21 protein-coding genes and 1 tRNA gene are annotated in these 22,777 nt (G+C 44.1%); 8 read left to right on the forward strand and 14 right to left on the reverse strand.

Translation table 11 applies throughout. The features are described 5' to 3' along the window. Positions 1-13: 13 nt before the first annotated feature. A complete protein-coding gene (locus AC07NA_RS11780) occupies positions 14-964 on the reverse strand; it encodes an NAD-dependent epimerase/dehydratase family protein (protein ID WP_494897764.1) in 951 nt (316 codons plus the stop codon). A 209-nt stretch (positions 965-1,173) separates the two neighbouring features. Here AC07NA_RS11780 and AC07NA_RS11785 point away from each other — a divergent pair, with 209 nt between their 5' ends. The 3 genes from AC07NA_RS11785 (at position 1,174) to fabF (ending at position 5,032) form a co-directional block, all read left to right on the forward strand. Further along, a complete protein-coding gene (locus AC07NA_RS11785; protein ID WP_494897765.1) occupies positions 1,174-2,181 on the forward strand; it encodes an aspartate-semialdehyde dehydrogenase in 1,008 nt (335 codons plus the stop codon). Between the two features lie 66 nt (positions 2,182-2,247). Beyond that, positions 2,248-3,039, forward strand: coding sequence for a hypothetical protein (locus tag AC07NA_RS11790; protein ID WP_494897766.1), 792 nt, complete (start codon positions 2,248-2,250; stop codon positions 3,037-3,039). Positions 3,040-3,778: 739 nt separating this feature from the next. Then, on the forward strand, positions 3,779-5,032 hold the full coding sequence (gene fabF / locus AC07NA_RS11795) for a beta-ketoacyl-ACP synthase II (RefSeq protein WP_494897767.1): 1,254 nt from the start codon (positions 3,779-3,781) through the stop codon (positions 5,030-5,032). Between the two features lie 25 nt (positions 5,033-5,057). On the opposite strand, the gene AC07NA_RS11800 is transcribed toward fabF, so the two are convergent. The 11 genes from AC07NA_RS11800 to AC07NA_RS11850 form a co-directional block, all read right to left on the reverse strand. Continuing rightward, a complete protein-coding gene (locus tag AC07NA_RS11800; protein ID WP_494897768.1) occupies positions 5,058-5,813 on the reverse strand; it encodes a TlpA family protein disulfide reductase in 756 nt (251 codons plus the stop codon). A gap of 324 nt (positions 5,814-6,137) precedes the next feature. Then, positions 6,138-7,550 (reverse strand): alpha-L-fucosidase, encoded by a 1,413-nt coding sequence (locus AC07NA_RS11805; RefSeq protein WP_494897769.1) that lies wholly within the window; start codon positions 7,548-7,550, stop codon positions 6,138-6,140. 128 nt (positions 7,551-7,678) lie between these two features. Further along, positions 7,679-8,233, reverse strand: a complete 555-nt coding sequence (locus AC07NA_RS11810) for a sugar O-acetyltransferase (RefSeq protein ID WP_494897770.1) — start codon at positions 8,231-8,233, stop codon at positions 7,679-7,681. Positions 8,234-8,322: 89 nt separating this feature from the next. Beyond that, positions 8,323-9,381, reverse strand: a complete 1,059-nt coding sequence (locus AC07NA_RS11815) for an AI-2E family transporter (protein WP_345213446.1) — start codon at positions 9,379-9,381, stop codon at positions 8,323-8,325. Positions 9,382-9,548: 167 nt separating this feature from the next. Next, a complete protein-coding gene (gene egtD, locus AC07NA_RS11820) occupies positions 9,549-10,532 on the reverse strand; it encodes an L-histidine N(alpha)-methyltransferase (protein WP_494897771.1) in 984 nt (327 codons plus the stop codon). A 23-nt stretch (positions 10,533-10,555) separates the two neighbouring features. After that, positions 10,556-11,707: an ergothioneine biosynthesis protein EgtB gene (gene egtB, locus AC07NA_RS11825; protein WP_494897772.1), complete on the reverse strand. Its 1,152-nt coding sequence runs from the start codon at positions 11,705-11,707 to the stop codon at positions 10,556-10,558. Positions 11,708-11,715: 8 nt separating this feature from the next. Beyond that, positions 11,716-13,287 carry an ABC transporter permease/substrate-binding protein gene (locus AC07NA_RS11830; protein ID WP_494897773.1) on the reverse strand — a complete coding sequence of 524 codons (1,572 nt, stop codon included), beginning with the start codon at positions 13,285-13,287 and terminating at the stop codon, positions 11,716-11,718. Further along, a complete protein-coding gene (locus AC07NA_RS11835; protein ID WP_494897774.1) occupies positions 13,280-14,245 on the reverse strand; it encodes an ABC transporter ATP-binding protein in 966 nt (321 codons plus the stop codon). The genes AC07NA_RS11830 and AC07NA_RS11835 overlap by 8 nt, the downstream gene beginning before the upstream one ends. Before the next feature lie 8 nt (positions 14,246-14,253). Further along, the gene (locus AC07NA_RS11840; RefSeq protein WP_494897775.1) at positions 14,254-15,639 is read right to left on the reverse strand and encodes a mercuric reductase; all 1,386 of its coding nucleotides are present in this window, start codon (positions 15,637-15,639) and stop codon (positions 14,254-14,256) included. A gap of 2 nt (positions 15,640-15,641) precedes the next feature. Continuing rightward, positions 15,642-15,923, reverse strand: a complete 282-nt coding sequence (locus tag AC07NA_RS11845) for a DUF427 domain-containing protein (protein WP_345213452.1) — start codon at positions 15,921-15,923, stop codon at positions 15,642-15,644. A gap of 12 nt (positions 15,924-15,935) precedes the next feature. Continuing rightward, positions 15,936-16,448, reverse strand: coding sequence for a nucleoside deaminase (locus tag AC07NA_RS11850; protein WP_494897777.1), 513 nt, complete (start codon positions 16,446-16,448; stop codon positions 15,936-15,938). A gap of 143 nt (positions 16,449-16,591) precedes the next feature. Here AC07NA_RS11850 and AC07NA_RS11855 point away from each other — a divergent pair. The 3 genes from AC07NA_RS11855 to AC07NA_RS11865 all read left to right on the forward strand — a co-directional run bounded on the left by AC07NA_RS11855 (position 16,592) and on the right by AC07NA_RS11865 (position 17,999). Beyond that, positions 16,592-16,663 (forward strand) — tRNA-Glu (locus AC07NA_RS11855). 152 nt (positions 16,664-16,815) lie between these two features. Beyond that, positions 16,816-17,400 (forward strand): HNH endonuclease family protein, encoded by a 585-nt coding sequence (locus AC07NA_RS11860; RefSeq protein WP_494897778.1) that lies wholly within the window; start codon positions 16,816-16,818, stop codon positions 17,398-17,400. Next, positions 17,388-17,999: a hypothetical protein gene (locus AC07NA_RS11865; RefSeq protein WP_494897779.1), complete on the forward strand. Its 612-nt coding sequence runs from the start codon at positions 17,388-17,390 to the stop codon at positions 17,997-17,999. Before AC07NA_RS11860 ends, AC07NA_RS11865 begins: the two co-directional genes overlap by 13 nt. Before the next feature lie 148 nt (positions 18,000-18,147). Here AC07NA_RS11865 and AC07NA_RS11870 read toward each other — a convergent pair whose 3' ends face one another. Both AC07NA_RS11870 and AC07NA_RS11875 read right to left on the reverse strand, forming a co-directional pair. Continuing rightward, positions 18,148-18,582 (reverse strand): Fur family transcriptional regulator, encoded by a 435-nt coding sequence (locus AC07NA_RS11870; RefSeq protein ID WP_494897780.1) that lies wholly within the window; start codon positions 18,580-18,582, stop codon positions 18,148-18,150. Positions 18,583-18,603: 21 nt separating this feature from the next. Then, the gene (locus AC07NA_RS11875; RefSeq protein ID WP_494897781.1) at positions 18,604-18,999 is read right to left on the reverse strand and encodes a MerC domain-containing protein; all 396 of its coding nucleotides are present in this window, start codon (positions 18,997-18,999) and stop codon (positions 18,604-18,606) included. Positions 19,000-19,199: 200 nt separating this feature from the next. Between AC07NA_RS11875 and AC07NA_RS11880 the strand changes: the two genes are divergently transcribed. Both AC07NA_RS11880 and AC07NA_RS11885 read left to right on the forward strand, forming a co-directional pair. Further along, a complete protein-coding gene (locus AC07NA_RS11880; RefSeq protein WP_494897782.1) occupies positions 19,200-19,682 on the forward strand; it encodes a nuclear transport factor 2 family protein in 483 nt (160 codons plus the stop codon). Positions 19,683-19,814: 132 nt separating this feature from the next. Beyond that, complete coding sequence (locus AC07NA_RS11885) at positions 19,815-22,775, forward strand: ligand-binding sensor domain-containing protein (protein ID WP_494897783.1); 2,961 nt, start codon at positions 19,815-19,817, stop codon at positions 22,773-22,775. Positions 22,776-22,777: the final 2 nt, after the last annotated feature.

The raw sequence follows: 22,777 nt of genomic DNA on the forward strand, positions 1-22,777 counted from the left end.
ATATAATATTATGTTACTTAATCTTTTTCAGATTAGTAAGCATATCCTCTACCATTTTCGGCAGGTCGAACTCCGGCTGCCAGCCCCAGTCGGTGCGGGCCTGGGTGTCGTCTATCGATTTTGGCCAGCTGTCGGCAATGGCCTGGCGCGGGTCGGTATCAACGTAGCTTAATTCAAACCCTGGGATATGCTTCTTAATTTCCTCGCCCAATTGCTCGGGTGTAAAGCTTAAACCGGCCAGGTTATATGATGATCGTATGCTCAGACCTTCTGCCGGGGCATCCATCAGCGCGAGCGTGGCGCGTATGGCATCGTCCATGTGCATCATCGGCAATTCGGTTCCTTCACTTAAAAAGCTGGTGTATTTTCCGTTAGCTAAAGCTTCGTGAAAAATGTGTACCGCGTAATCAGTAGTACCACCGCCCGGCGCCGCTTTCCAGCCGATCAGTCCCGGGTAACGGATGCTGCGTACATCAAGCCCGTATTTTTCAAAATAGTACTCGCACCAGCGCTCACCGGCAAGCTTGCTGAAGCCGTAAACACTGTTCGGATCCATCACACAATACTGCGGCGTGTTCTCTTTTGGCGAGTTAGGCCCGAACACAGCGATGGAACTTGGCCAAAACAATTTAGCCACTTTAAACTCAATAGCGTAATCAAGCACCAGTAAAAGGCCGGTCATGTTGAGGTCCCAGGCCATTTTAGGGTTCTTTTCGCCTACGGCAGATAGTATGGCTGCCAGCAGGTAAACCTGCGTTGGTTTATGGGCTTCAAACACACGGCGAAGGTTGTCGGCATCAGTTACGCTTACCAACTCAAACGGACCTTCATCGCCCTCGCTGTCAGCAGGTTTACGAATGTCGGCGGCTATTACCTGGTTGCTGCCATGTATAGCTCTTAAGGCTTTAACCAACTCTGTGCCTATTTGGCCGTTGGCGCCAATAATTAAAATTTTCTCGGTCATGGGTGTCAATATGCAGCAAAGTTAAAAAATTGCACATAATACAGCCTGTAAAGCTGCATTGTGACAATATTAAAACCTGCGAAAGCCTTAAGTGCAAAATTATTTGCATATTTGGGGTTATTAACTGACACAGGTAATAATTAAACATTAAAAACGAAGCTTTCGTGTGCATCCACGAGGGTATTCACAAAAACAAAAATTTAAAAAAGATGAAAGTCGCAGTAGTAGGTGCCACAGGTTTGGTGGGCACTAAAATGTTGCAGGTTCTGGCAGAACGCAACTTCCCCGTTACAGAATTAATCCCCGTAGCTTCAGAGAAAAGTATTGGTAAAGAAATTACTTTTAAAGGTAAGCAGTATAAGGTGGTTTCTGTTGAGGATGCGATTAAACAGAAGCCCGACCTTGCTTTATTTTCGGCAGGCGGCGGCACATCATTAATACAGGCTCCGTTATTTGCGGCGGCTGGTATCACCGTAGTTGATAATTCATCGGCGTGGCGTATGGACCCAACCAAGAAACTGGTTGTGCCCGAAGTAAATGCAGATGTGCTTACAGCCGATGACAAGATCATCGCTAACCCTAATTGCTCAACCATACAAATGGTAGTGGCCTTAAAACCGCTGCACGATAAATATAAAATTAAACGCGTTGTTGTATCAACCTATCAATCAGTAACCGGTACCGGCGTTAAGGCGGTAGACCAGTTATTTAACGAGCGTAACGGTATAGATGGGCCTAAAGCGTATCCGTACACTATCGACCTGAACGTTATTCCTCAAATTGATGTATTTACCGAAAACGGTTACACCAAAGAGGAAATGAAAATGATACTGGAAACCAAAAAGATAATGGGCGACGACAACATCCGCGTTACGGCTACTACAGTGCGTATCCCGGTAATGGGCGGCCACTCGGAGTCGGTTAACGTAGAATTTGAGAACGATTTTGATTTGGCCGAAGTACGCGAATTGTTAAGCAACGCGCCGGGCATTATCGTTACTGATGATACCGCTAACCTGAAATACCCAATGCCGCTCGACGCGCATGATAAAGATGAGGTATTTGTAGGCCGTATCCGTCGTGATGAAACGCAGGACAATACTTTGAATTGCTGGATAGTATCAGACAACCTGCGTAAAGGTGCTGCTACTAACGCGGTACAAATAGCCGAATACCTGGCTGCTAAAAACCTGATTGGCCAGGCGGTAGAGGCGTAAGCAATAATATTTTTATAATGAAAGGGATAGCCGGTTGGTTATCCCTTTTTTGTTTAATTTGGATTTATGAAACCACCTAAACTGTTATTGATCTTATGGTGCTGCTTTACATCGCTTACCACGTTTGCCCAAACTCCCAAGAGCATCGAGGCTGATTTATACAGCAGTTTTGATAAGATTAAACATGCATTTGATAATAATAATACACGCTCGTATGATAGTTTGCAAATAGCTAATGATCTGTTTCGACAAAGGTTGAATTATTATTCAATCAAATATCCCTTTACTTTTGATTTTGCTTTTAAGAAGTGGACTGCCAATGGTCCAAACGTTATCACTTCTTCAGATGGTTTAATGAAAATATTTTCCTGGGATACTTATCTCGGAGGCACAATGCATCAATATTATAATTTGCTTCAATACAAAAGCGGAAATAAAATAATCACCTCTTACCTTATAGATACTGCTGATGTTAATGATAATAATTCCTATTACGGTTACAATGGTTCTTATTACAAAAAAATATTTGTACTCAAGGCAAATAAACAAACACATTATTTAACAACAGCAACTAACATCAACGATTCTTTTCATCAAAGTGAATCACTAAGAATTTATACTATTAACAATGGAAAGCTTGAAGATAGTGCGCTACCAATTAAAACGGAAGATGGTATTGTTAATGGTTTGTATATTGATTTTAAATGGGATAAAGGCAGTGGGAGTCCTTTAATTGTATATAATGCCAAAACTCAAACTATAAAGGTGCCGGTAGTAGGCAATAATGAAATAGTATTGATCAATAAATATACTATTTACAAGTTTGATGGGAAGTGTTTTAAACAAAAGAGCAGATAGGTTAATTATCTGTTTTCAACCTTTTCGGGATAAAACAAAAGGTACTAATCACCGTAAATATTATACCTGAAAATGTGCTTGAATATAAGGCGTATTTAACTTCAGTTTTCAGCAAAAAAACATTCATCAAGAACAACAAGCCAGTATACAACACAAATTGTATAATATAATATATCGGTGTTTTTAGTTTCATTGTGCTACTTTCTGTCTTTTGTTAGCCATATATATTAAAACAGCCGTACAGCCTATGCCTCCGCAAAGCGAACTAACAAAAGCCGATTTTAAAGGCACGCCAAATAATACGCCTATTCCTAAACTTACACCTACCGTAATAAAAAGACACATAGTGTACAACAAAAATCTGCCCGAATTAAATTTCATTTTTCCTCTAATTATATTGTAAATATAATCATGATTTACAGGATTGCTTTGATTGCCTTAATTTTTCTTTCTATCATGTCAATACCTTTCTGGATTAGTTAACTGAATTGCGCTGATCTGCGATCGTGCTTAATATGGGTTAGCGATTGCATTGCGATAGAAATAAAACATGCGGCTAAATTACGTTGCGGGAGAAGCCTCGGAATTAAACCTATTGGTAATTTTTCAGAGCTGTAAATCAATAGTTTATCATTAAACAGTAAACATAGTTACACTTAAATATACCATAAGGTATTTTGTTATTACCTTTGCCCACCCAAAAACTCCGCGCGATAGCGGAGGGATTAATTTACAGTATATGCTTAACAGAGTTGTTGTAACAGGCATAGGCGCGTTAACGCCTATTGGTAACGAGGTAAAAACCTTTTGGCAAAATGTTGTGGCCGGCAAAAGCGGCGCGGCACGCATCACCCACTTTGATCCTACATTGTTTAAAACGCAGTTTGCCTGCGAATTGAAGGATTATAACCCGGCCACCTATCTTGACCGTAACGATCTTAAACGTACCGATCCCTTTACGCAGTACGCGCTCATCGCGTCGGACGAGGCTATCAAAGATTCGGGCTTCGAGTTCAGCAAGATGGATCCGTTTGATGTTGGTGTAATATGGGGCTCGGCACAAGGCGGTATGGAAACCTTTGAAGAGCAGGTAACCGGTTACGCGCAGGGCGATGGCAACCCAAGGTTCAGCCCTTTCTTTGTACCTAAGCTGCTTACCAATATGGCTTCGGGGATGATATCCCTGCGCAATGGCTATATGGGCGTTAACTATACCGCAGTTTCGGCATGTGCTACATCAAATACGGCTATTATGGATGCCTTTAATTACATCCGTTTAGGTAAAGCGAAAGTGATTATTACCGGTGGTTCCGAAGCGCCTATTACTCCTGCATCTATAGGTGGTTTTAGTTCGATGAAAGCCATGTCGACATTGAATAATGATCCGGAAGGCGCATCTCGTCCGTTTGATGTGAGCCGTGATGGTTTTGTAATGGGCGAAGGCGCGGCAGCATTGGTATTGGAAGATCGTGAACATGCCATTAAACGCGGCGCGCATATCTACGCCGAAGTACGCGGCGCATCCATGACGGCCGATGCTTACCACATGACCTCGACCCATCCCGAAGGACTTGGCGCTACCAGGGCCATGCAACTGGCCTTGAACGAAGCCGGTATAAGCATTGCCGACCTTGATTACCTGAACATGCACGCCACTTCAACCCCAATTGGCGACCTTTCAGAAACCAAAGCGGTATTGAACCTTACTAAGGGCGAAAAACATAAATTACAGATTAGCGCTACCAAATCAATGACCGGTCACCTGTTGGGTGCAGCGGGCGCTATTGAGGCCGTTATTTCGTTATTGTCGATACGCGATAAGGTGATTCCGCCAACCATTAATACACAAGAGCTTGACCCGGCAGTACCTGACAGCCTGAACATTGTACTTGGCGAAACCATTGATTTCCCGGTGAACTACGCCATGAGCAATACATTTGGCTTTGGCGGCCATAACGGTACCGTTCTATTTGCTGATCACGAGGCTAAATAAATTTTGAATATACCTGCTGTAGGGGCTACTGCGTTAGCGCGGCCCTTACAGCAGTACCTACCAATTGCATGGTTATTGGCGAACTGCCTATAATGCCCAACCGGGTAATGCCTGCTTTATCTACCACCACATATGCCGGAAAGCCTTCGGGTTTGTAAGCATTGGTTATATCCCTTGCCCCGCTGATCAATTTGGCATATAACACAGGTTTCTCTTTTAATTTTGCCGCGGCAACATCTTCATTATCGGTGGTGATAGCCAGTATGGTAATATCTTCGGGATTATGTACCTGCTTAAGTATTTTGTTGATACTTGCGAAATCTTCCGTACAAGGCGGACAGTTGGCATACCAGAACAGCAAAAGCAGCACCTTACCATTTAATTGGTTTACAGGCACAATAGATTCGAGCGGTTTCGTATCAAATGGCGAACCCTCCTTTATAGCCGGGCTTTTACTGGTAATTGATTCGCGGATCATGTTGAACATTTTATTCTGCTCATCTAATGATAGCTTTTTTATGTGCATTACCGGCTTATCAGTTTGCGGGCCTTCAAAGCTCATAGTATACTGGCCCGAATTAAGCAGTTTAGTATATTGGTAATAACGCAGTGCCTTGCCTTGCTCATCGTATGCCACTAAATTGGTATCCAAACGCCCTGCCTTAGTACTGATCATCGTTGTTGTTATAGTTGTGCTGCCATCGGCATTTTGGACAGTATCCTGGCTATATGCAGCGGCAGATAAAACAAGAAAACAGGCGATTATAAAAAGTTTCTTCATGGTTTACGATAGGTTTAACGGTGAAGCAATTTATAAAATATAGATTGAAAGAAGATGGTCTTTTATGAAATTTAACAGTTTGAAATTAACCGCTGAGTTAGCTGAGGTTAACGCTGAGTTTTGGGAGTTCTTCTTGCAAAATTCAAAGAGATCTCTGTGTAACTCCGTGTTTCTCTCTCTGTGTACTCTGTGGTAAAAAAATAAATCTCCCCGCCCTCTGCGATAACCTCAGCTAACTCAGCGGTTAACCCCTCTTCAAAAAACCAAAACAAAAAAGCCCTTAGCAATTAAGCTAAAGGCTCCGTTTAAAAGTGTATCCAAAAATTATCTTCTTTCGTCAAATAACTGGAACTCGGCTATCGATACCTGATGATCGGAGGCATCAACCAGTATGCGTACTTTGCTGCCCCATACCCGGTTAAAGCGGTGCAGTTTCATGCGCGATTTGTTTTCGCCGCTGTAAAGTGGTTTCCAGGCAATACCATCCCAGTACTCTAAACGGTATTTGCTGATGTTAGATTGCTCTTCAAAAACCACGATAGTGTTAAATGGCTTGTCTTTCTTAAAATCGATCTCGTACCATGGCGCTTTAACACCCGGACTTGATTGCCATGAAGAGTGAAAATTATCATCGTTAGCAAAATCGTAAATAGCCGAATCATCACTCCAGCTGCCATTGGCAGGTGCACGCAACGCGATGTTGCTCGAAATGATAGGTGCTTCAAGCGGAGAAAGTTTGGTTGTTGGGCCGGTGTTCTTCCACAATTTACCTACTTCTTTCAGGCTGGCTAAAGCATTGTCGTCAATTAAACCATCGCGGTTTGGCGCAACGTTCAAAATGAAGTTACAGCTTGCATCGTTTAGCGGGATAATGTTCTCGTTAACAATTTTAGCTGCTTCACGAACCGGGGTAGTAGGGAAATCCGTTTTCCAGAACCATGCGCTGTTGATAGGTAAGCAAGCCAGTGCAGGCATGCGTTTGCTATCTTTTGATAAACGCTGACCGGCACCCATTTCGTAAGTTTTAATATCGGTATAGTATAAACCTTCGGCAGGGTATTTGGCGCCGTTAAGGTCCATCAGCAAACAATCAGGCTGTAATGATTTTACCAGGTTGTAAATATCTTCAAAAGGCACATCGTCGTAAGAAATACGCGACCATGGCGCGTCCCATCCGTCAATGATCAGGGCCTCTATTTTGCCGTATTTGGTAAGCAGCTCGGTAAGCTGGGTTTTGATCATCTCAATATGCTTATGCTCAATTTGGTTAGGGCGTAGTTTGTGGTGTGTATCCAATATCGAATAGTACAGCATCACCTTTAAGCCATTAGCACGAAAAGCATCGGTAAATTGCTTTACCACGTCCTTTTTGTACGGACTGTTCATTACGTTATAATCGGTGCTCTTGGTATCCCAAATACAAAAACCGCTGTGGTGTTTGGTGGTAAGGCAACCATAGGTCATGTTGGCAGATTTTGCCGCTTTTGCCCATTGGTCGGCATTAAGCTTTTTAGGATTGAACATTTCCGGTGAAGCTTCCGGATCAGGCCAGTCGGCATTGTTATAAGTTGGCATGTTAAAGTGAATGAACATACCGAACCTAAGATCCACAAATTGCTGCTGTAGCTGGTTCAATTTTTCGTTATTGATGGGCAGTCCGTTTTGGGCGGCCACAATAGCGGGCAGGCTTGTTATCAACAATAACAAGAAAGTGATTTTGCGCTTGATGGTTTGCATTATGAGGTTTTTAACAAAAGTCAAATAAAACGTTTTTCCGAGGTACTGCGTTTAGCGTTTTTGTCAAAACGTTAAGCTATTTTGGCATGCCCTGTATATTCAAAGCAAAAAACAATGTTAAAATAATATTACAGGTGCTTTATCACCCTGCAAGGGTTACCCGCGGCAACCACATTGGCCGGTATATCTTTTGTAACCACGCTGCCTGCGCCAATGGTAGTGTTTTCGCCAATGGTTACGCCGGGGCAAACAATTACACCGCCGCCCAGCCAGGCGTTGTTGCCAATGGTGATAGGCGCAGCCAGTTCGGGGCCCTTAATTCGTTCGGATGCTATAATGGGATGGTATGCGGCATACAGTTGCACATTGGGCGCTAAAAACACATTGTCGCCGAGGGTGATCTTAGCGCAATCAAGCATAATGCAGTTGAAGTTGACAAACACGTTCTCGCCGAAATAGATGTTCTCGCCATAATCGCAGTAAAATGGCGACTGGATATCTACGCTGTTGCCAAAGCCGCCAAGCAACTTTCGCAGGATGGCTTTCTTCTCGTCGGCATTTTCATAAGGCAGCGCATTATACGCTACAAAAAGCTTACGCGCGGCTGCACGACGCGCTATCAGATCGGGATCGCCGGCATTGTATAGCTCGCCGGAAAGCATTTTTTCGAGTTCGGTAGGCATGGGTTGATGTATTTATACAAATATCAACTTTGCAAGGTTAGTTCCGCTATGCTTTGCGGATTAAAATCGCGCCCAATTAACATTAACGCTTACTCCGAAGTAATGATCACTTCCTTTTGCTTTTTAACGTAAAGCTCATCTACCAACACAATAATTATAGCCAGCATAGGCGTGGCCAGCAAGATACCTAACACCCCCGACAGCGTACCCATTAATACCTGGCTGATGATGGTAAGCGCGGGCGGCAGGTCGATCATGCGTTTTTGTACCATCGGGGTAATGATATTGCTTTCGAGTATTTGTATCAGGATATACATGGCCGCAATGGTGATGGCCATATTTGGGCTAATGGTGAAGCCAAGCAATACGGCAGGCACCATGGCAATCAGCGGACCAAAATTGGGTATAAAGTTAAGCAGGCCCGCCATCAGCGCCAACGTGAGTGCCATGGGGATGCTAAGCGCGGTAAGGCCGCTAACGGTTAGTATGGCGATGAGCAGCATAGCCAGCATCATGCCCTTCAGCCAGCCCTTCAGTACTAAACTAATACGGTCTATAACCACCTTGGCATCGTGCTTGCCGCTTGGCGGTATCAGTTTGATAATACCATCCTTATACATCGACGGACTAACCGTAAAAAAGATACCCAGGAAAAGGATAATATACAGATCGCCCAGTACGCCAAAACTGGTGCTGAAAAAGCTTTGCGCGGTGGTCATAAGGCTGGTGGTATCATATTTGGATACGCTTTTAAGCACCTTCGCGCCCAACTCGGTTTGTTGTAACTGGCCTTGGGCTTTACTCACGATCCTCGGGAAATCATCGCTAAGGGCGGCTACCTGTGCCTGTATCTTGTTGCCCATAAACCAAAACAAAAAGCCCACAATAGCAAACGTACCCACTACTGATATGATCATGCATATCGAGCGGCGCATAAAAGTTCTGCGTTGTATGGCATCGCCCAGGCCATGAAAAAACACTGCTATAAGCGAACCGGCCAGCACCATCAGCAATACGTTAAAGGCAACCCGCAGTATTAATATAATGCTTACCGCAAGTGCTACTATGCCTATTACAATCCAAATTTTATGCGAAAATGAAAGTTGTTCGTCTGTTTTGCCGGTCGGCCTGCCTGTGTTTAATGCCATACTCCTTTTGTGTTTATTACATCAATAAAATTGCAGGTTAATTGTTTGTTAAATAATGATGATTAGATGTAAATAGTATGTTTACAGGGTGCTTGGAAAACAAAAAAGCTTTGACAACTTTTAAAAAGTTGTCAAAGCTCATATCAGGATAGTTTATAATATCAGAATTACTCCGCTATCAAAACAGAGTCAGTAAACCAACCACGGTCATCATATAAATGATCAATGGTTTTAAAACCGGCCGCATCGGCCATTTGGTCTATTTCGTTTACGGTGTATTTTTGGGAGATTTCCATATAAATATACTCGTCCTTTTCAAAACTGATGTTTTCGCCGTTAACGCATACCTGTTGTTGGGTAAGGCTGATGAGGTAACTTTTGCACGAACCCGTCTCCGGGTCATAACTGCAATAATGGTCGAAGCTGTCTACATTGAAATCGGCATGCAGCTCCCGGTTGATACGGGTAAGCAGGTTAAGATTGAACTGCTTGGTGATGCCCTCTTTATCGTCATAAGCGGCACGGATGGTTTTCGGGTCTTTTTTCAGATCGACGCCCATTACCAGCATATCACCTGCCGAAATATGTTTGCGGATCTCGTTGCAAAACTCCTGAGCTTCGCTCACCGGCATATTACCGATGTTGGAGCCTAAAAACAGCACCACCTTTCGCCTGTTAGATATTGCCGACGCCTTTTTCAGCATATCAAAATACTCGCCGTTAAGGCCGGTTATTTTTAGGCCGGGTAAGCTCACCGGCAAGGTAGCATCGAGGTATGATATTACATGGTCAGATATATCTATGGGCAGGTAAGTAAAGTCAGCCCCCTCATCCATCAGCTGTTTTAGCAGGTGGATGGATTTAGTGGCATCGCCTGCACCAAGTTCTATCAGGTCGAATGGTTCGCCGCCTTTGCGTACCGCGGCAGCCAACTGTTTGGTTTGCCGCGTGAAGATCTCCATCTCGCAATCCGTAAGGTAATACTCCGGACTGTTCATAATGTCCTGGAACAGCTTATCGCCGTTCTCGTCGTAAAAATACTTTGATTGCAACTGCTTGGGGCGCAATTGCAAACCGCTGATCACATCGCGGTAAAACTGCTTGTTCTCAACTGCAATATTTTTACACTGGTGGTTTTGTGTTAATATCATAGTGGTAGGTGGTTTTGTATGTTTTATTTTGCCAGCCTTATGCCCGTATACTGCCAGCGCAAATGGGTTTGAAAAAAGTTGCGGTAGGTGGCCCGGCTATGCCCCGGCGACGTTACCTCTGATGCCCCCCGCAATACCTTTTGGTTTACCATGAACTTGCCATTGTACTCGCCAATAGCACCCGGCGCCTTAGCGAAACCCGGGTAGGGCAGGTATGAACTTTCGGTCCACTCCCAACGGCTGCCCCAGTTAAATTTGGCGGAGGCGGCTTCCCATTCAAACTCTGTAGGCAAGCGGCATTGTTTCCAGTCGGCATAAGCGTAGGCTTCAAAGTAGCTGATGTGATTTACGGGCGCTTTTAAATCCAAGGGCTCTAAACCGTTGAGGGTATAGTGGTGCCAGTTGCCGTCAATGAGATACCAGTACATCGGCGCTTCAACCTTGTGGGTATTTACCCAGGCCCAGCCCTCGGCATGCCAGTGTCGAAAATCCTGGTATCCGCCCGCGTTAATAAACTCCAGGTACTCGCCGTTAGTAACCAGTGCTGGGCTTATTTGGTAAGCGTTGAGGTATACCTTGTGGCGGTTCAATTCGTTATCAAAACTAAACCCTTCGCCCTCAAAACCTATTTCATAAATGCCCTCATCCATATTAATAAAAGCAGATGAAGTATGCTCATGAACGTGCGGCGCCTCATGATCTTTTTTATAGGCCGGGAACAGCGGGTTATGCCCTAAAATGTATTTGATATCGGTAAACAGCAGTTCCTGGTGCTGCTCTTCGTGGTTAAAGCCAAGCTGCATCAATTCTTCAATTTTGGCAGGTAACTCGCCGCGTAAAAAGTGATACATGGCATCGTCCACATATTTACGGTAGCTGTAAATATCGATAACCGTGGGGCGGCTTAAATTACCCCTGTCTGTACGGATAACGCGGTTGCCAACAGTTTCGTAATAACTGTTAAAAACGTAGTTGTAATTCGGGTCGAACTCCTGGTAGGCGGCAAAGTAGGGCTTTAATATAAAGGTTTCAAAAAACCAGGTGGTATGCCCCAAATGCCACTTAGGCGGACTCACATCTTCTACCGGCTGCACTACATAATCTTCCGTTTGCAGCGGACTACAGATCCACTCGGTACGTGCCCTAACTTTTTTATAACAGTCTACTAAGTCCATCAAAAATTTTAATTTCTGTCAAGATATTTTTTCAGATCAGATATTGTCTTAACACGCAATTCGGTAGCTTGTTTTTGCCGCATCATTAAAGCGTAAGCGTTGTTAAAACCAATAGGTGTAAGCCATTTTATTTGGTAACGCTTTTCAAACTCGGTTTTTACGTATTGGTAGGTTTTGTCTTTACTTACGGTTAACTCGCTCACCTTTTTAGGCGATGCCTGTAGTATGGCCAGCAGGCCGGTGCCGGTATATTCGGGGTAAAGATCGATCTGCTTATTGGTAAGCGCGTCGAAACAAATTTTGGTACCGCCCAGGCCTGTTTTGGTGGCCACATCGTAATTGGTGTTGCCCTTTATCAGCATGGTGTACATGTTGGCTAAAATGTACTGCTCACCAAATATTTTTGAGCCTATGCGCACTATGCCGTCGTGCCCGTTGCGCGGTGCTTTGTACAGGTTTTTTGATTCCAGGAAATCTTTCGCCACTTGCTCGGGGCTTTGGTGCAGGTAGTCGGTACGGTAATTCAGCTCACGCATAATAGAATCGGTAATTACGCCCGCCAGTATATTCAAGGTATGTTCCAGCTCGGGGAACTGGTTCAACGCGCTCTCGTTAACTATGGGAGCGGCATAATATGGTGGAAAAATGTGCTTATCATCATCCAGCGTAACCAGGTCGTAAGCCTTGAGGCGGCCATCGGTAGAGTAGCCGCTGATGACATCCAGTTCTTTTTCATACGCTGCCTTGTACATCACCGCGTCGCTGATCACTATAGTGCGTACTTTCAATCCGTATTTACTTCGCAGCCCCAAATTGCCATCCTGCCTGCCCATAAACTCGGGGGTAAAACCGGCAGTAAACTTGCCCCCATAAGCAGAAGGGATAAAGTAGAAAGAAGCCAGTAACAACATCAGTACCGGCAATACCGATGTGCCGGTGCGGATCTTTTTAAAGTTCAGCTTTTGCACCCCCGACAACAGGAAATCGAATATTATTGCCAGCAATGCAGCGGGTATAGCGCCTGCCAGTATCATGTTGGTATTATTAAGGGAGATACCCCCGAAAATGAACTCGCCCAACCCACCGGCGGCTATATAAGAAGCCAGCGTAGCCACACCCACATTGATCACCGTAGCGGTGCGGATACCTGCCAGTATCACGGGCATAGCCAGCGGAAGTTCTACCTTTTTAAGTATTTGCCATTTGCTCATGCCCATAGCTAAAGCGGCCTCTTTTACAATAGCATCAACCCCGCTGATGCCGGTGTAAGTATTACGGATGATAGGCAACAGCGCGTATAAAAACAGCGCTACAATGGCAGGCTTGGGGCCAATGCCCAATAGCGGAATCATAAAGCCAAGCAATGCTATACTCGGAATGGTTTGTAAAATACCCGCGATGCCCAATACAGAGCCTGAAAGCTTACGTTTGCGGGCGATAAGGATACCCAGCGGCACCCCGATGATGACCGCGATAAACAACGATATAAAAGTAAGACCGATATGCTCCAGCGTTTGCGAAAGCAGCTTATCGGCTTGCTGGCTCATGAAGCCCAGCAGGGATTGTTGCTGTTCATCCATGGCTTTTATGTTGTTTATATTGATAAAATGCCGTCATCAGTTGATCAAAGCTTACGGTTTTAATTTCTTTGCTTTGCTGGTTTAATATGTTAAGGTTTTCTGCGGATGCGAACCTGAAGCTTTCCAGCGCGGTCCACAAACCTTCATCTGCCGATATTTGGGAGGTGTTGCTTTTGCGTTCAATTGTAGGCAGCTGTTCCCATACATCGGTAAGCTTAATGGTTTTAAACTCCAGTTGCAGGCGTTGCTCCTTTAAAAAATCAATGATAAAACTATTGGCAGGCTTAAACAACAATTCGGCAGGGCTACCCGATTGGATGATGCGGCCTTTGTCCATAATACATATACGGTCGCCCAGTTCAAAAGCCTCCTGCACATCATGCGTTACCATGATGATAGTCTTCTTTTTCAGTTCATCCAGCGCGTTAAACTCTTTATGAATGCTCGACCGGGTAACATTATCCAGCGCGCCGAAAGGTTCGTCCATCAATAAAACCGGCGGATCGGCGATCAGTGCCCTTGCCAGGCCAATACGTTGCTGCTGCCCTCCGCTTAACTCACCGGGATAGGCATGCAGTTGATCTTGGCTGAGATGGAGTTTTTTTAATAGTTCCTGTGTGCGCTGCGCTATGCGTGCTTTATCCCACTTTAACAGTTGTGGTACAATGGCAATATTTTCGGCCACGGTATAATGCGGAAACAGGCCGTTGTTTTGCAACACGTAACCTATGCTTCGCCTTAACTCTTCGGCCGGTTGATCGAGGATGTTTTTCCCGTTAATAAATACGGTGCCGCTGGTTGGCTCGATAAGCCGGTTGATCATTTTGAGGGTGGTGGTTTTGCCACAGCCGCTGGTGCCCAGCAGTACCATGGTTTCGCCCTCGTTCACCTCGAACGAGATCTCATCCACCGCCTTTATTCCCCCGAAATGTTTGCTCAGCTTGTCGGCTTTTATCATACGCGCGTTTATTTTTCTAAGGTCATGAACAGGTTGTTTAACGATTCGGAATAGGTAGGGTGCGCGAAAACGCAATAGCGGATCCTGTCGTAAGTGATGCCGCCCTGCATGGCCATTTGCAGTACGGTAACCACCTCGCCGCCTTCGGTACCCAACACGGCCGCGCCCAATATTTGCTTGGTATCGGCATCTACTATGGCCTTCATCATGCCGCGGGTATCGCCCACCTCAATCGCCCTGGCCACATGCTCCATAGGCAACGTAGCCACTTTATAATTCAGCCCCTGCTTTTTCGCCTCGGCCTCGCTGATGCCTATGCGTCCCAGCTGCGGATCGGTAAACATGCAGTAAGGTACAGGCCTGTCGTGCGCGTTAAAATCTTCGCCGTCAATCAGGTTGCGGTATACTATGGTATAATCGTTATAAGCAATGTGCGTAAACGCCGGGCCGCCTTTTACATCGCCCAAAGCATAAATGCCGGGCACATTGGTTTCCAGCTTATCGTTTACTTTTATAAAACCCTTATCGTCGGTAGCTACGCCTGTTTTATCCAGCGCTAAAGCTTCCGTTTGCGGGATGCGCCCGGCGGCTACCAGCACATGCGAGCAGCTGATCTTTATTTCTTTGTCGCCATGTTTAATGCTGGCCGATATTTTACCGTCGGCAGCTTTTTCAAACAGCGATGCGTTAGCTTCGGTAAGAATGTCAATTTGCTCCGCTTTCAGGATCTTGCTTACCGACCCGGCAATATCTTCATCCTCGCGTGGCAACAGGCGCTCCGATCTTTCCAGTATCGTCACCTTACTGCCAAAGCGGCGAAACATCTGCCCAAACTCCAGGCCGATATAGTTACCGCCAATGATGAGCAAATGCTCCGGCACTTCTTCCAGATCGAGAATAGTGGTTGACGTAAGATAATCGATATCCTTTAGTCCGTCAATATCCGGGATGGCAGTTTTGTTGCCCGCGTTGATAAAGATCCATTCGCCGTTTAATTCTTCCTCGCCGCCATCGTTCAGTTTTACCAGCAGGGTTTTGTCGCCCGTAAATGTGGCTTCGCCGAAAATCAGGTCGAGGTTCTTGGTGGCTTCAACGGCTTTTTGCCCGCCATTGCGCGATTTCAGCACAATAGCATCTTTACGTGCTTTGATCACTTTCAAATCGACCGTAAACCCGCTTATGTTTACACCCAAAGCCGAAGCATGCGCCGCATCATAAGCCGCCTTAGCCGATGCCACCATGGTTTTTGTGGGGGTACAGCCATCGTTAACGCAGGTGCCGCCTACAAAACGCTTTTCAATAAGTGCCGTTCTTTTACCGGCATTGGCGAGTTTTTTGGCTAACGGCACACCAGCCTGCCCGGCACCAATTATTATGGCATCGTAGTTTTTCATAATTATCCGGTTATTTTAACGCCTTTCCAAAAAGCGATGTGGTCTTTTATTTGCGCCGCGGCCTCCTTAGGTTCGGCATAATACCATGCCGCGTCTTGGTTGTGCTTGCCGTTAACGTTAAGCGAATAGTAAGATGCCCGGCCCTTCCAGGGGCAGGTAGTGTAAATGTCGGTTTCTTCGAGGTATTCGCTTTTTACACTCTCTTTAGGGAAATAATGATTGTTGTCAATTACAATTGTGTTATCGCTTTCGGCAATAACCTGGTCGTTCCAAATGGCTTTCATACAGTAGGTTGCTTATAAGGTTCCGTTCTTTATCCCGGCCTTTTCTGCTTCACTCAAAGCTACCCATTTCTCAAATGATTTTATAGCATCGGCAGCATCAATTCTTTTAAAAATTATATCGCGCTCATTTAATGGCTTTGAAAGTTCCTGCTCAATAAAGGCATCGCTGAACCCCGCACTGTACGCGTCGGCCTTGGTGTTAGCATAATAAACAGCGCTTATTTTTGCCCAGTAAATAGCGCTGGCACACATAGGGCAAGGCTCGCAACTGGTATACATAACGCAGCCTTCCAAATCGGGCGTCTCCAGTTTTTTGCACGCTTCGCGGATGGCATTTACTTCGGCATGCGCGGTAGGGTCATTCGTAGCCGTTACCGAATTAGGCGTAGCGGCTATCACCTCGCCATTTTTCACTACCACCGCCCCAAACGGCCCGCCATTGCCTGTTTTAAGGTTATCATCGGCGCACTTAACGGCCAAGGCTATAAATGCAAGATGTGTGGCTTCAGTATTCTCGTGGTTCATAATAATATACAATACCGGCAAGGCGCGTTTTGTTTTGTGCTGATATTCAGCATGGTTTTAAAAAAGAAAAACTGTTTTTAAATAAATTTTTATTTTTTCACAAAAACACATATCTTTGCATTCCCAAAATAAGGGAAATATAAGGCCCGTTCGTCTAGGGGTTAGGACGTTAGATTTTCATTCTAGAAACAGGGGTTCGATTCCCCTACGGGCTACTGAAGAAGCCGCTTTACGAAAGTAGAGCGGCTTCTTTGTTTTACATATTAGTCCCAATATAATATAATAACCGATCTGGTTTGTCTTCCTGAAAGGATGATAGCAATTTCGATACTTTTGTTAAAACAACGTATAAATTAAATATTGTAAAATGCTTAGAAGTGAGTTAAGATATGCTATATGGATAGCTCATGGAAAAAAGGATGCGTACGGGGGTGATTTAATAGAGCATTTCGGTGATCTGGAAATTGATCACATTATTCCAAGATCAACAAGTGAAGAAATGTTAAAAGAGAAGATCATTAGATATAATTTAAATAATGATTTCACTTTAGATTCAGTTGAAAACTTATTGCCCACTTTTAAATTGCGCAACCGGCAAAAATCAGAAATGGCTTTCAATGAATCTTCCGAGAGGTTTTATTTAGCTTATGCCCAAGGGAAAAAGAAGACAGTTGAAGAAGAGTGTAAAAAGGCGATCAGAAACCGAAAGTTAAAAGAAAAAATCCAGTTTGGAAAAAGTTATAAAATTGTTGACACGGAGCGCACAGAGTTTAATCCTACATATTTTCATTCAGATACATTAGTAGTTCTTAATGCTCTTTTACCATCTAAGTTAGATGAATCAGGCAGCTGCGCGATAGAATTTTATGAGGTGGGAAACATGATAACACTGAATAATGATTTAATTACACACTTAATTTGCAATACGGAAAAATACACTTGGAAGAAGTGATTTTGCAGTATTACAATGAAAAAAGTGAAACCGCATTTGTAATTATTGGAACAAGTTCGCTACACCTAAAAAAAGAAGCATATAATCAATTGATCTTTATACTGAAAGATTTTTTGAATGTTTATAGAGAGTTCGCTCATAGATTCAGGACATTTATGGGGATAAGAAACCTTGAAACGCATGAATCTAAAGAACGATATAAACTTACAGTGATAACATTGGAAGAGTGGAAATATCTCGTACAATATAGTTATCAGAATGACCTAAGTAACTCCAATAATAGTTCATTTTACTTTAATGCCAATCCTAATATTTTACTCGCTATTGATTCTTTTAAATCGATCGTAAAGTTTAAAATTTCGCCTTTACTTCAAATGGATAAGGTAATATTAGTATGGCACCTACCACACAAGAGTGATCGTAGATTTATAGAAGATGATGTAGTTTGGACCGCGGAAAAAACACTCAATTGGACTGAAGAAATGCTTACGAGATTTAAAGACGAAAGCATATCAAGCGAAAAAACACAATCAAAGCGCTATAAAAAATTAACCTTATATAAAATATTCCGCATACTACTCAGAAAAGATAGTGTTTGAGATGCCTTAACTCATTTAGGTTTCTACCCGGCGAAATTCCAGTTCTTGCGATAGCAGTTGATGGTTATGAATATCATAAAAAACGACACCTGACAATATGAAAGAGACAGGCTGAAGCACGCCTGTAATTTACTTTGTGAGCTCAAGCTTATTCTGCCTTTTTATTGCACTTACTACACACCCCATATACGCTCAAATTAACTGACGTGCTTTTGAAACCTTTAGGCACGCTGATCTCGGGCAGGTGAACATGCCCATCGAGACAGTAAATGTGGTTACAGTTGGTGCAGTTGAAATGTACGTGTTCATCGTGGTGCTCGTGCTCGTTGCACTTTGCTGAGCAGATGGCATAGTTAGCGGTGCCCTTTAAATCGAGCACTTTATGAATGATGCCTTTCTCTTCAAAAGTGCTTAATACGCGGTACAGGGTAACCCGGTCAATCTCTTTCCCTAAAATCTCTTCCAGTTCGGGTTGCGAAGTAGCCATATCGCGCGAGCGCAAAACAGACAGCACGCTCAACCGCGGACCTGTTTTTTTAAGGTGGTGCTTCTCCAGTAACGTATTAAATTCTTCCTGCATCATTTGCACGCAAAATTAACATTTTTAAGGTATAACGTTGGTATCGGCACATTGGTGTGTATATAAACGCCAATTAATGTAGTGCGCGGCTGCAATGGTAAGGCCGCCAAGCGGCACCATAATATGTTCCCACGCGGCATCGCTTAGGGCGTGCCCGGTAAATATCAGCACAAAACCTATTACCAGCGTAATAAGCGGGGTATAGCTGTAATGTCTTTTAAAGGTAGTGATCAATGCTATACAGCCAATTATTGCCGACAGGCCGATCATGGAAATCTCTACCCATTCATTCGCTAAAAAGCCAATGCCCAAAAGCGGCAGGGCGGTAAGTAAGAGCGGCACAAGCGCGCAATGTACGGCACAAAGTAATGAGGCGGTCATGCCTATAGTATCTAACCCGGAGTGAATTTTTCCTTTCATAACACAAAGCAACCATGTTGCATTTGCAATATTAGCAATTATATTATCACTTCACCGTCATTAAATATTACCCACACCTAAACTATTGGTTTATAAATTGTTAAATATACCATATTGGTGTTATTCGCATATCAGCAAAGTGTTTTCCGCACATCGGCGGCTTACTTTCATGCCCAACTTTGGTTAAAATAATTATCACCATGAAAAGTAAGTTCACGCTGTTTTGTGTAATATGTTTATTATCAACAGCAACAGTATTTGGTTTCGACGGGCCGGGCACTCCAAACTCAGTGGCCTACAACAACATTGTAAAACAGTTTATAGATTGCCACATGACGGCCGACTCTAAAAAACTCGACCGTATTTTGAGCGACGATGCTACCTTTAAAATTCCGCGCGGCGAAAAAACATACATCCAAAGCAAGCAAAACCTCATTAAACAAATGAAAGCCGAAGCCGGCACACAACAAAATTGTGAGTCGAACTACGAAATATTAGCCGAAAGCGATGCCGTGGTATTAGCCCGTGTTCACTTTGTGTACGGTAATACCTGCCAGTGCAACTATTTAACCATCCAAAAAAATGCCGATAACGAGTGGAAGATCACCCAGGTATATAAATTCTTTAAAGAATCAAAAGGCGACGAAGCAACTATGCCGGTAACTGCCAGTACAAAACAGTAACAATAAAGCACTAAGAACCATCTAATTACTGACCTTACTAATCACCCTTATGGGGTGATTTTTTTATTTTTAATATATTGTACTTTAACGTTGGTAAATACCCGCCACAGGCATATAATTAATTTGATAGCATTGCAAATACCCCTATACCGTTTTTACTTCCGCATTATTGCGTTTTTGTGCCTTACAGGCTGTTTTTTTTATAATACAGCTAATGCTCAGCGTTATAATTTTACCCATTACGATATCGAGAACGGCCTGATACAATCGCAGGTTAACCGCCTTGCGCAGGATAACGCGCACCGTTTATGGATGGGCACCCTCGGCGGCGCGGCCCGGTTTGATGGTAAAGACTACTACAACATATCAAAAGCCAACGGACTGAACAATAATTTTGTTTATGCCGTGTTTACCGATAAATCGGGAGCGGTATGGTTTGGTACGCATCGTGGCTTGTCGCTTTTTAAAAATCAAAAAGTATATAACTTTCCGCCACCTTCGGGCATGAAAAACACCTGGGTTACCCAAATAGCACAAGATAAAAAAGGCGATGTATGGATCATCCTGAACAATCATTTGTTTAAGGTTCAGGGTAAAGCGCTGGCGTTGGTTTCATTTGGCGATAACGACCATGGCGTAACCAGCGTAATGGCCGATAAGCAGGGTAAACTATATGCCGCGCTGTACAGAAAAGGCATCTACTCCCTTAATGATCACACCTGGCAACTCTATGTAAATTTCAATGATGAGGCCGATCCAATCCATGTAATGAAGTTCGCGTTTGACAGGGAGGATGCGAAAATACTTTACATCCTGTCACTTAAAGGCTTGTTTACAGCCCGGGGCGGCATGCTGAGCCCGCTTACCGCGGGTACTATGTTACCATCGGGTACATCCTTTTTAAGTTTTGATCAGGATGCTGATAACAACCTGTGGATAGGCACCAACAATGGCGCTTATTACCTTAAACAAGGCAAAGCCATACACTTTACCGCTAAAAATGGTTTAACCGATAATCCGGTTACCGATGTTTTTAAAGATGCCGATAACAACTTGTGGCTGGCTACATCGGGCAGTGGTATTTTTAAGTTTGAGGGCGATGATCACGTTACGTATGATCGCAGCAACGGCTTAACCAATAACCAGGTGGTTATGGGTATAGCCCCGGGCCGCAATGGCGAAGTTATTTTAGGTACAGATGCCGGTTTGCTGAGCTATGCCAACGGTTTACTTAGCCCTATGCCTTTCAAAAATGGGGGTATTGACGAGCGTCGCATACAGGGTTTATTTACCGACAGCAAAAATAATTTATGGATAGGTGCCGATGCCGCCTGGAAGTACGACGGCAGCAAGTACGAAATGATTAAAGGCACAGAGGGCAGTACCATCATCAGCATTGGCGAAGATACCGCCGGCACTATTTGGCTGGCTACGCCCACTGGCTGCATGTATTACCAAAACGGACAGCTTACACGTCTGCAAGGTAGCAGCGCGTTCACTACGGCCTTGTTGCCTATCGGTCGCGATTCTATGCTGATTGGCACGCAGGAAGGGGCTTTGCTCGCCGTTAATAAAAAGCTGGTTCCCGGTTTTAAAATCGGCGCTATAGCCCGCTCGTCAATTTTGGGGATGGCCAAGTATAAAAACCTCGTATTCTTTGGCAGCGACGATAGGGGAATCTTTATTTGGGACATTCCGACCGGTAAAATACGCAACTATGGCGAAAAGCAAGGCTTAAAATCAAACGCGATATACAGCTTGGTTAACGATGATAAGGGCATTTTATGGGTAGGTACCGGCAGAGGGGTGAACCGTTTAAAGGTGGATACCAAAGCTGTTTCGGCCACAGTGCTCAAAAATATCAACGCTAACGAACCCGTTGTTGAATCAAACCAAAACGCCGCGCTGTTTTTTAAAGGCAAGATCTTCATAGGCAATACCAAAGGACTCACTATTTATAATACCGACATTAAAATGCGGTCGGGAGCAGCGCCGTATGTGATGATACAGAATGCACGGCTGTTTGAAGATAATAAATCTCCGAGGCTCATCAGCTTGAACAGCAAGAACGATACTTGCCCGCAATTAAGCGCCGATCAGAACCATTTGGCTATTACCTTTTTTGGCGTGCATCTCAACAATCCGCAAAGCGTAAAATACCAATATAAACTTACCGGGCTGGAGCGTGAATTTTCAATGCCGGTGAGCACCAACGTGGTGGAGTATCCTTCGCTGCCGCCGGGTCGTTACACCTTTGAGGTAAAGGCCATTAATGCCGATGGGCAGCAATCAAAAACCACGGCCAAATTCCATTTTGAAATTGTGCCGCCATTTTATAAAACCGCCCTCTTTCAAATTGTGGCAGCCATATTTATCATGCTGCTCATCATTGCTATACAAAGTCTTTGGCACCATAATAAAAAACAACGCCAGCTGGCTATTGAAGCCATTAAGCGCGAAGAGAAGATCAAAATTCGCCAGCAAACCGCCGAAGATTTCCATGATGACCTGGGTAATAAGCTTACCCGCATCACCGTATTATCCGAAATTTTGAATGTAAAAATTGAAAGCGACAAGCCCGAGCAGCGTAACCTGGTTGAGCAGATCAAGCAGAACGCGGCCGCGCTGTATAATGGCACCAAGGATATTCTTTGGGCGCTCGACCCTAAAAGTGATAACCTGTACGAAACCCTTAAACATATTGAAGAAATAGGGATAGAAATATTTCAGGATACGCCGGTAGCCTTTACCTTTGACAACATCAACGAAGACCTCGAACTGGTAAAGCTAACCATGGAGTACAACCGCAATATCACCATGATATTTAAGGAATCGCTCAATAACGTGTTAAAGCATGCAGATGCTACCAAGGCGGTGTTGAAAATAATAAGGATAGATAAAAACATCATTGGTATAATGCTAACCGATAATGGCAAAGGCTTTGATGCCGACGCAGATATTAAAGGGCATGGCATTAAAAATATACAAACGCGAGCAAAACGTTTCAATGGCTATCTGCAAATTATATCGGCACCGGGGGCGGGTACTACCGTTGCATTAGAATTTACTATTAATACCAAAACCACCAGATAACC

This window comes from Mucilaginibacter sp. GW821-FHT07G05 (assembly GCF_059418565.1).

What these genes read in the sequence shown, in the direction of transcription:
- AC07NA_RS11780 (WP_494897764.1), bottom strand. Translation starts at nt 964, where the DNA reads ATGACCGAGAAAATTTTAATTATTGGCGCCAACGGCCAAATAGGCACA.
- AC07NA_RS11785 (WP_494897765.1), top strand. Translation starts at nt 1,174, where the DNA reads ATGAAAGTCGCAGTAGTAGGTGCCACAGGTTTGGTGGGCACTAAAATG.
- AC07NA_RS11790 (WP_494897766.1), top strand. Translation starts at nt 2,248, where the DNA reads ATGAAACCACCTAAACTGTTATTGATCTTATGGTGCTGCTTTACATCG.
- fabF (WP_494897767.1), top strand. Translation starts at nt 3,779, where the DNA reads ATGCTTAACAGAGTTGTTGTAACAGGCATAGGCGCGTTAACGCCTATT.
- AC07NA_RS11800 (WP_494897768.1), bottom strand. Translation starts at nt 5,813, where the DNA reads ATGAAGAAACTTTTTATAATCGCCTGTTTTCTTGTTTTATCTGCCGCT.
- AC07NA_RS11805 (WP_494897769.1), bottom strand. Translation starts at nt 7,550, where the DNA reads ATGCAAACCATCAAGCGCAAAATCACTTTCTTGTTATTGTTGATAACA.
- AC07NA_RS11810 (WP_494897770.1), bottom strand. Translation starts at nt 8,233, where the DNA reads ATGCCTACCGAACTCGAAAAAATGCTTTCCGGCGAGCTATACAATGCC.
- AC07NA_RS11815 (WP_345213446.1), bottom strand. Translation starts at nt 9,381, where the DNA reads ATGGCATTAAACACAGGCAGGCCGACCGGCAAAACAGACGAACAACTT.
- egtD (WP_494897771.1), bottom strand. Translation starts at nt 10,532, where the DNA reads ATGATATTAACACAAAACCACCAGTGTAAAAATATTGCAGTTGAGAAC.
- egtB (WP_494897772.1), bottom strand. Translation starts at nt 11,707, where the DNA reads ATGGACTTAGTAGACTGTTATAAAAAAGTTAGGGCACGTACCGAGTGG.
- AC07NA_RS11830 (WP_494897773.1), bottom strand. Translation starts at nt 13,287, where the DNA reads ATGGATGAACAGCAACAATCCCTGCTGGGCTTCATGAGCCAGCAAGCC.
- AC07NA_RS11835 (WP_494897774.1), bottom strand. Translation starts at nt 14,245, where the DNA reads ATGATAAAAGCCGACAAGCTGAGCAAACATTTCGGGGGAATAAAGGCG.
- AC07NA_RS11840 (WP_494897775.1), bottom strand. Translation starts at nt 15,639, where the DNA reads ATGAAAAACTACGATGCCATAATAATTGGTGCCGGGCAGGCTGGTGTG.
- AC07NA_RS11845 (WP_345213452.1), bottom strand. Translation starts at nt 15,923, where the DNA reads ATGAAAGCCATTTGGAACGACCAGGTTATTGCCGAAAGCGATAACACA.
- AC07NA_RS11850 (WP_494897777.1), bottom strand. Translation starts at nt 16,448, where the DNA reads ATGAACCACGAGAATACTGAAGCCACACATCTTGCATTTATAGCCTTG.
- AC07NA_RS11860 (WP_494897778.1), top strand. Translation starts at nt 16,816, where the DNA reads ATGCTTAGAAGTGAGTTAAGATATGCTATATGGATAGCTCATGGAAAA.
- AC07NA_RS11870 (WP_494897780.1), bottom strand. Translation starts at nt 18,582, where the DNA reads ATGATGCAGGAAGAATTTAATACGTTACTGGAGAAGCACCACCTTAAA.
- AC07NA_RS11875 (WP_494897781.1), bottom strand. Translation starts at nt 18,999, where the DNA reads ATGAAAGGAAAAATTCACTCCGGGTTAGATACTATAGGCATGACCGCC.
- AC07NA_RS11880 (WP_494897782.1), top strand. Translation starts at nt 19,200, where the DNA reads ATGAAAAGTAAGTTCACGCTGTTTTGTGTAATATGTTTATTATCAACA.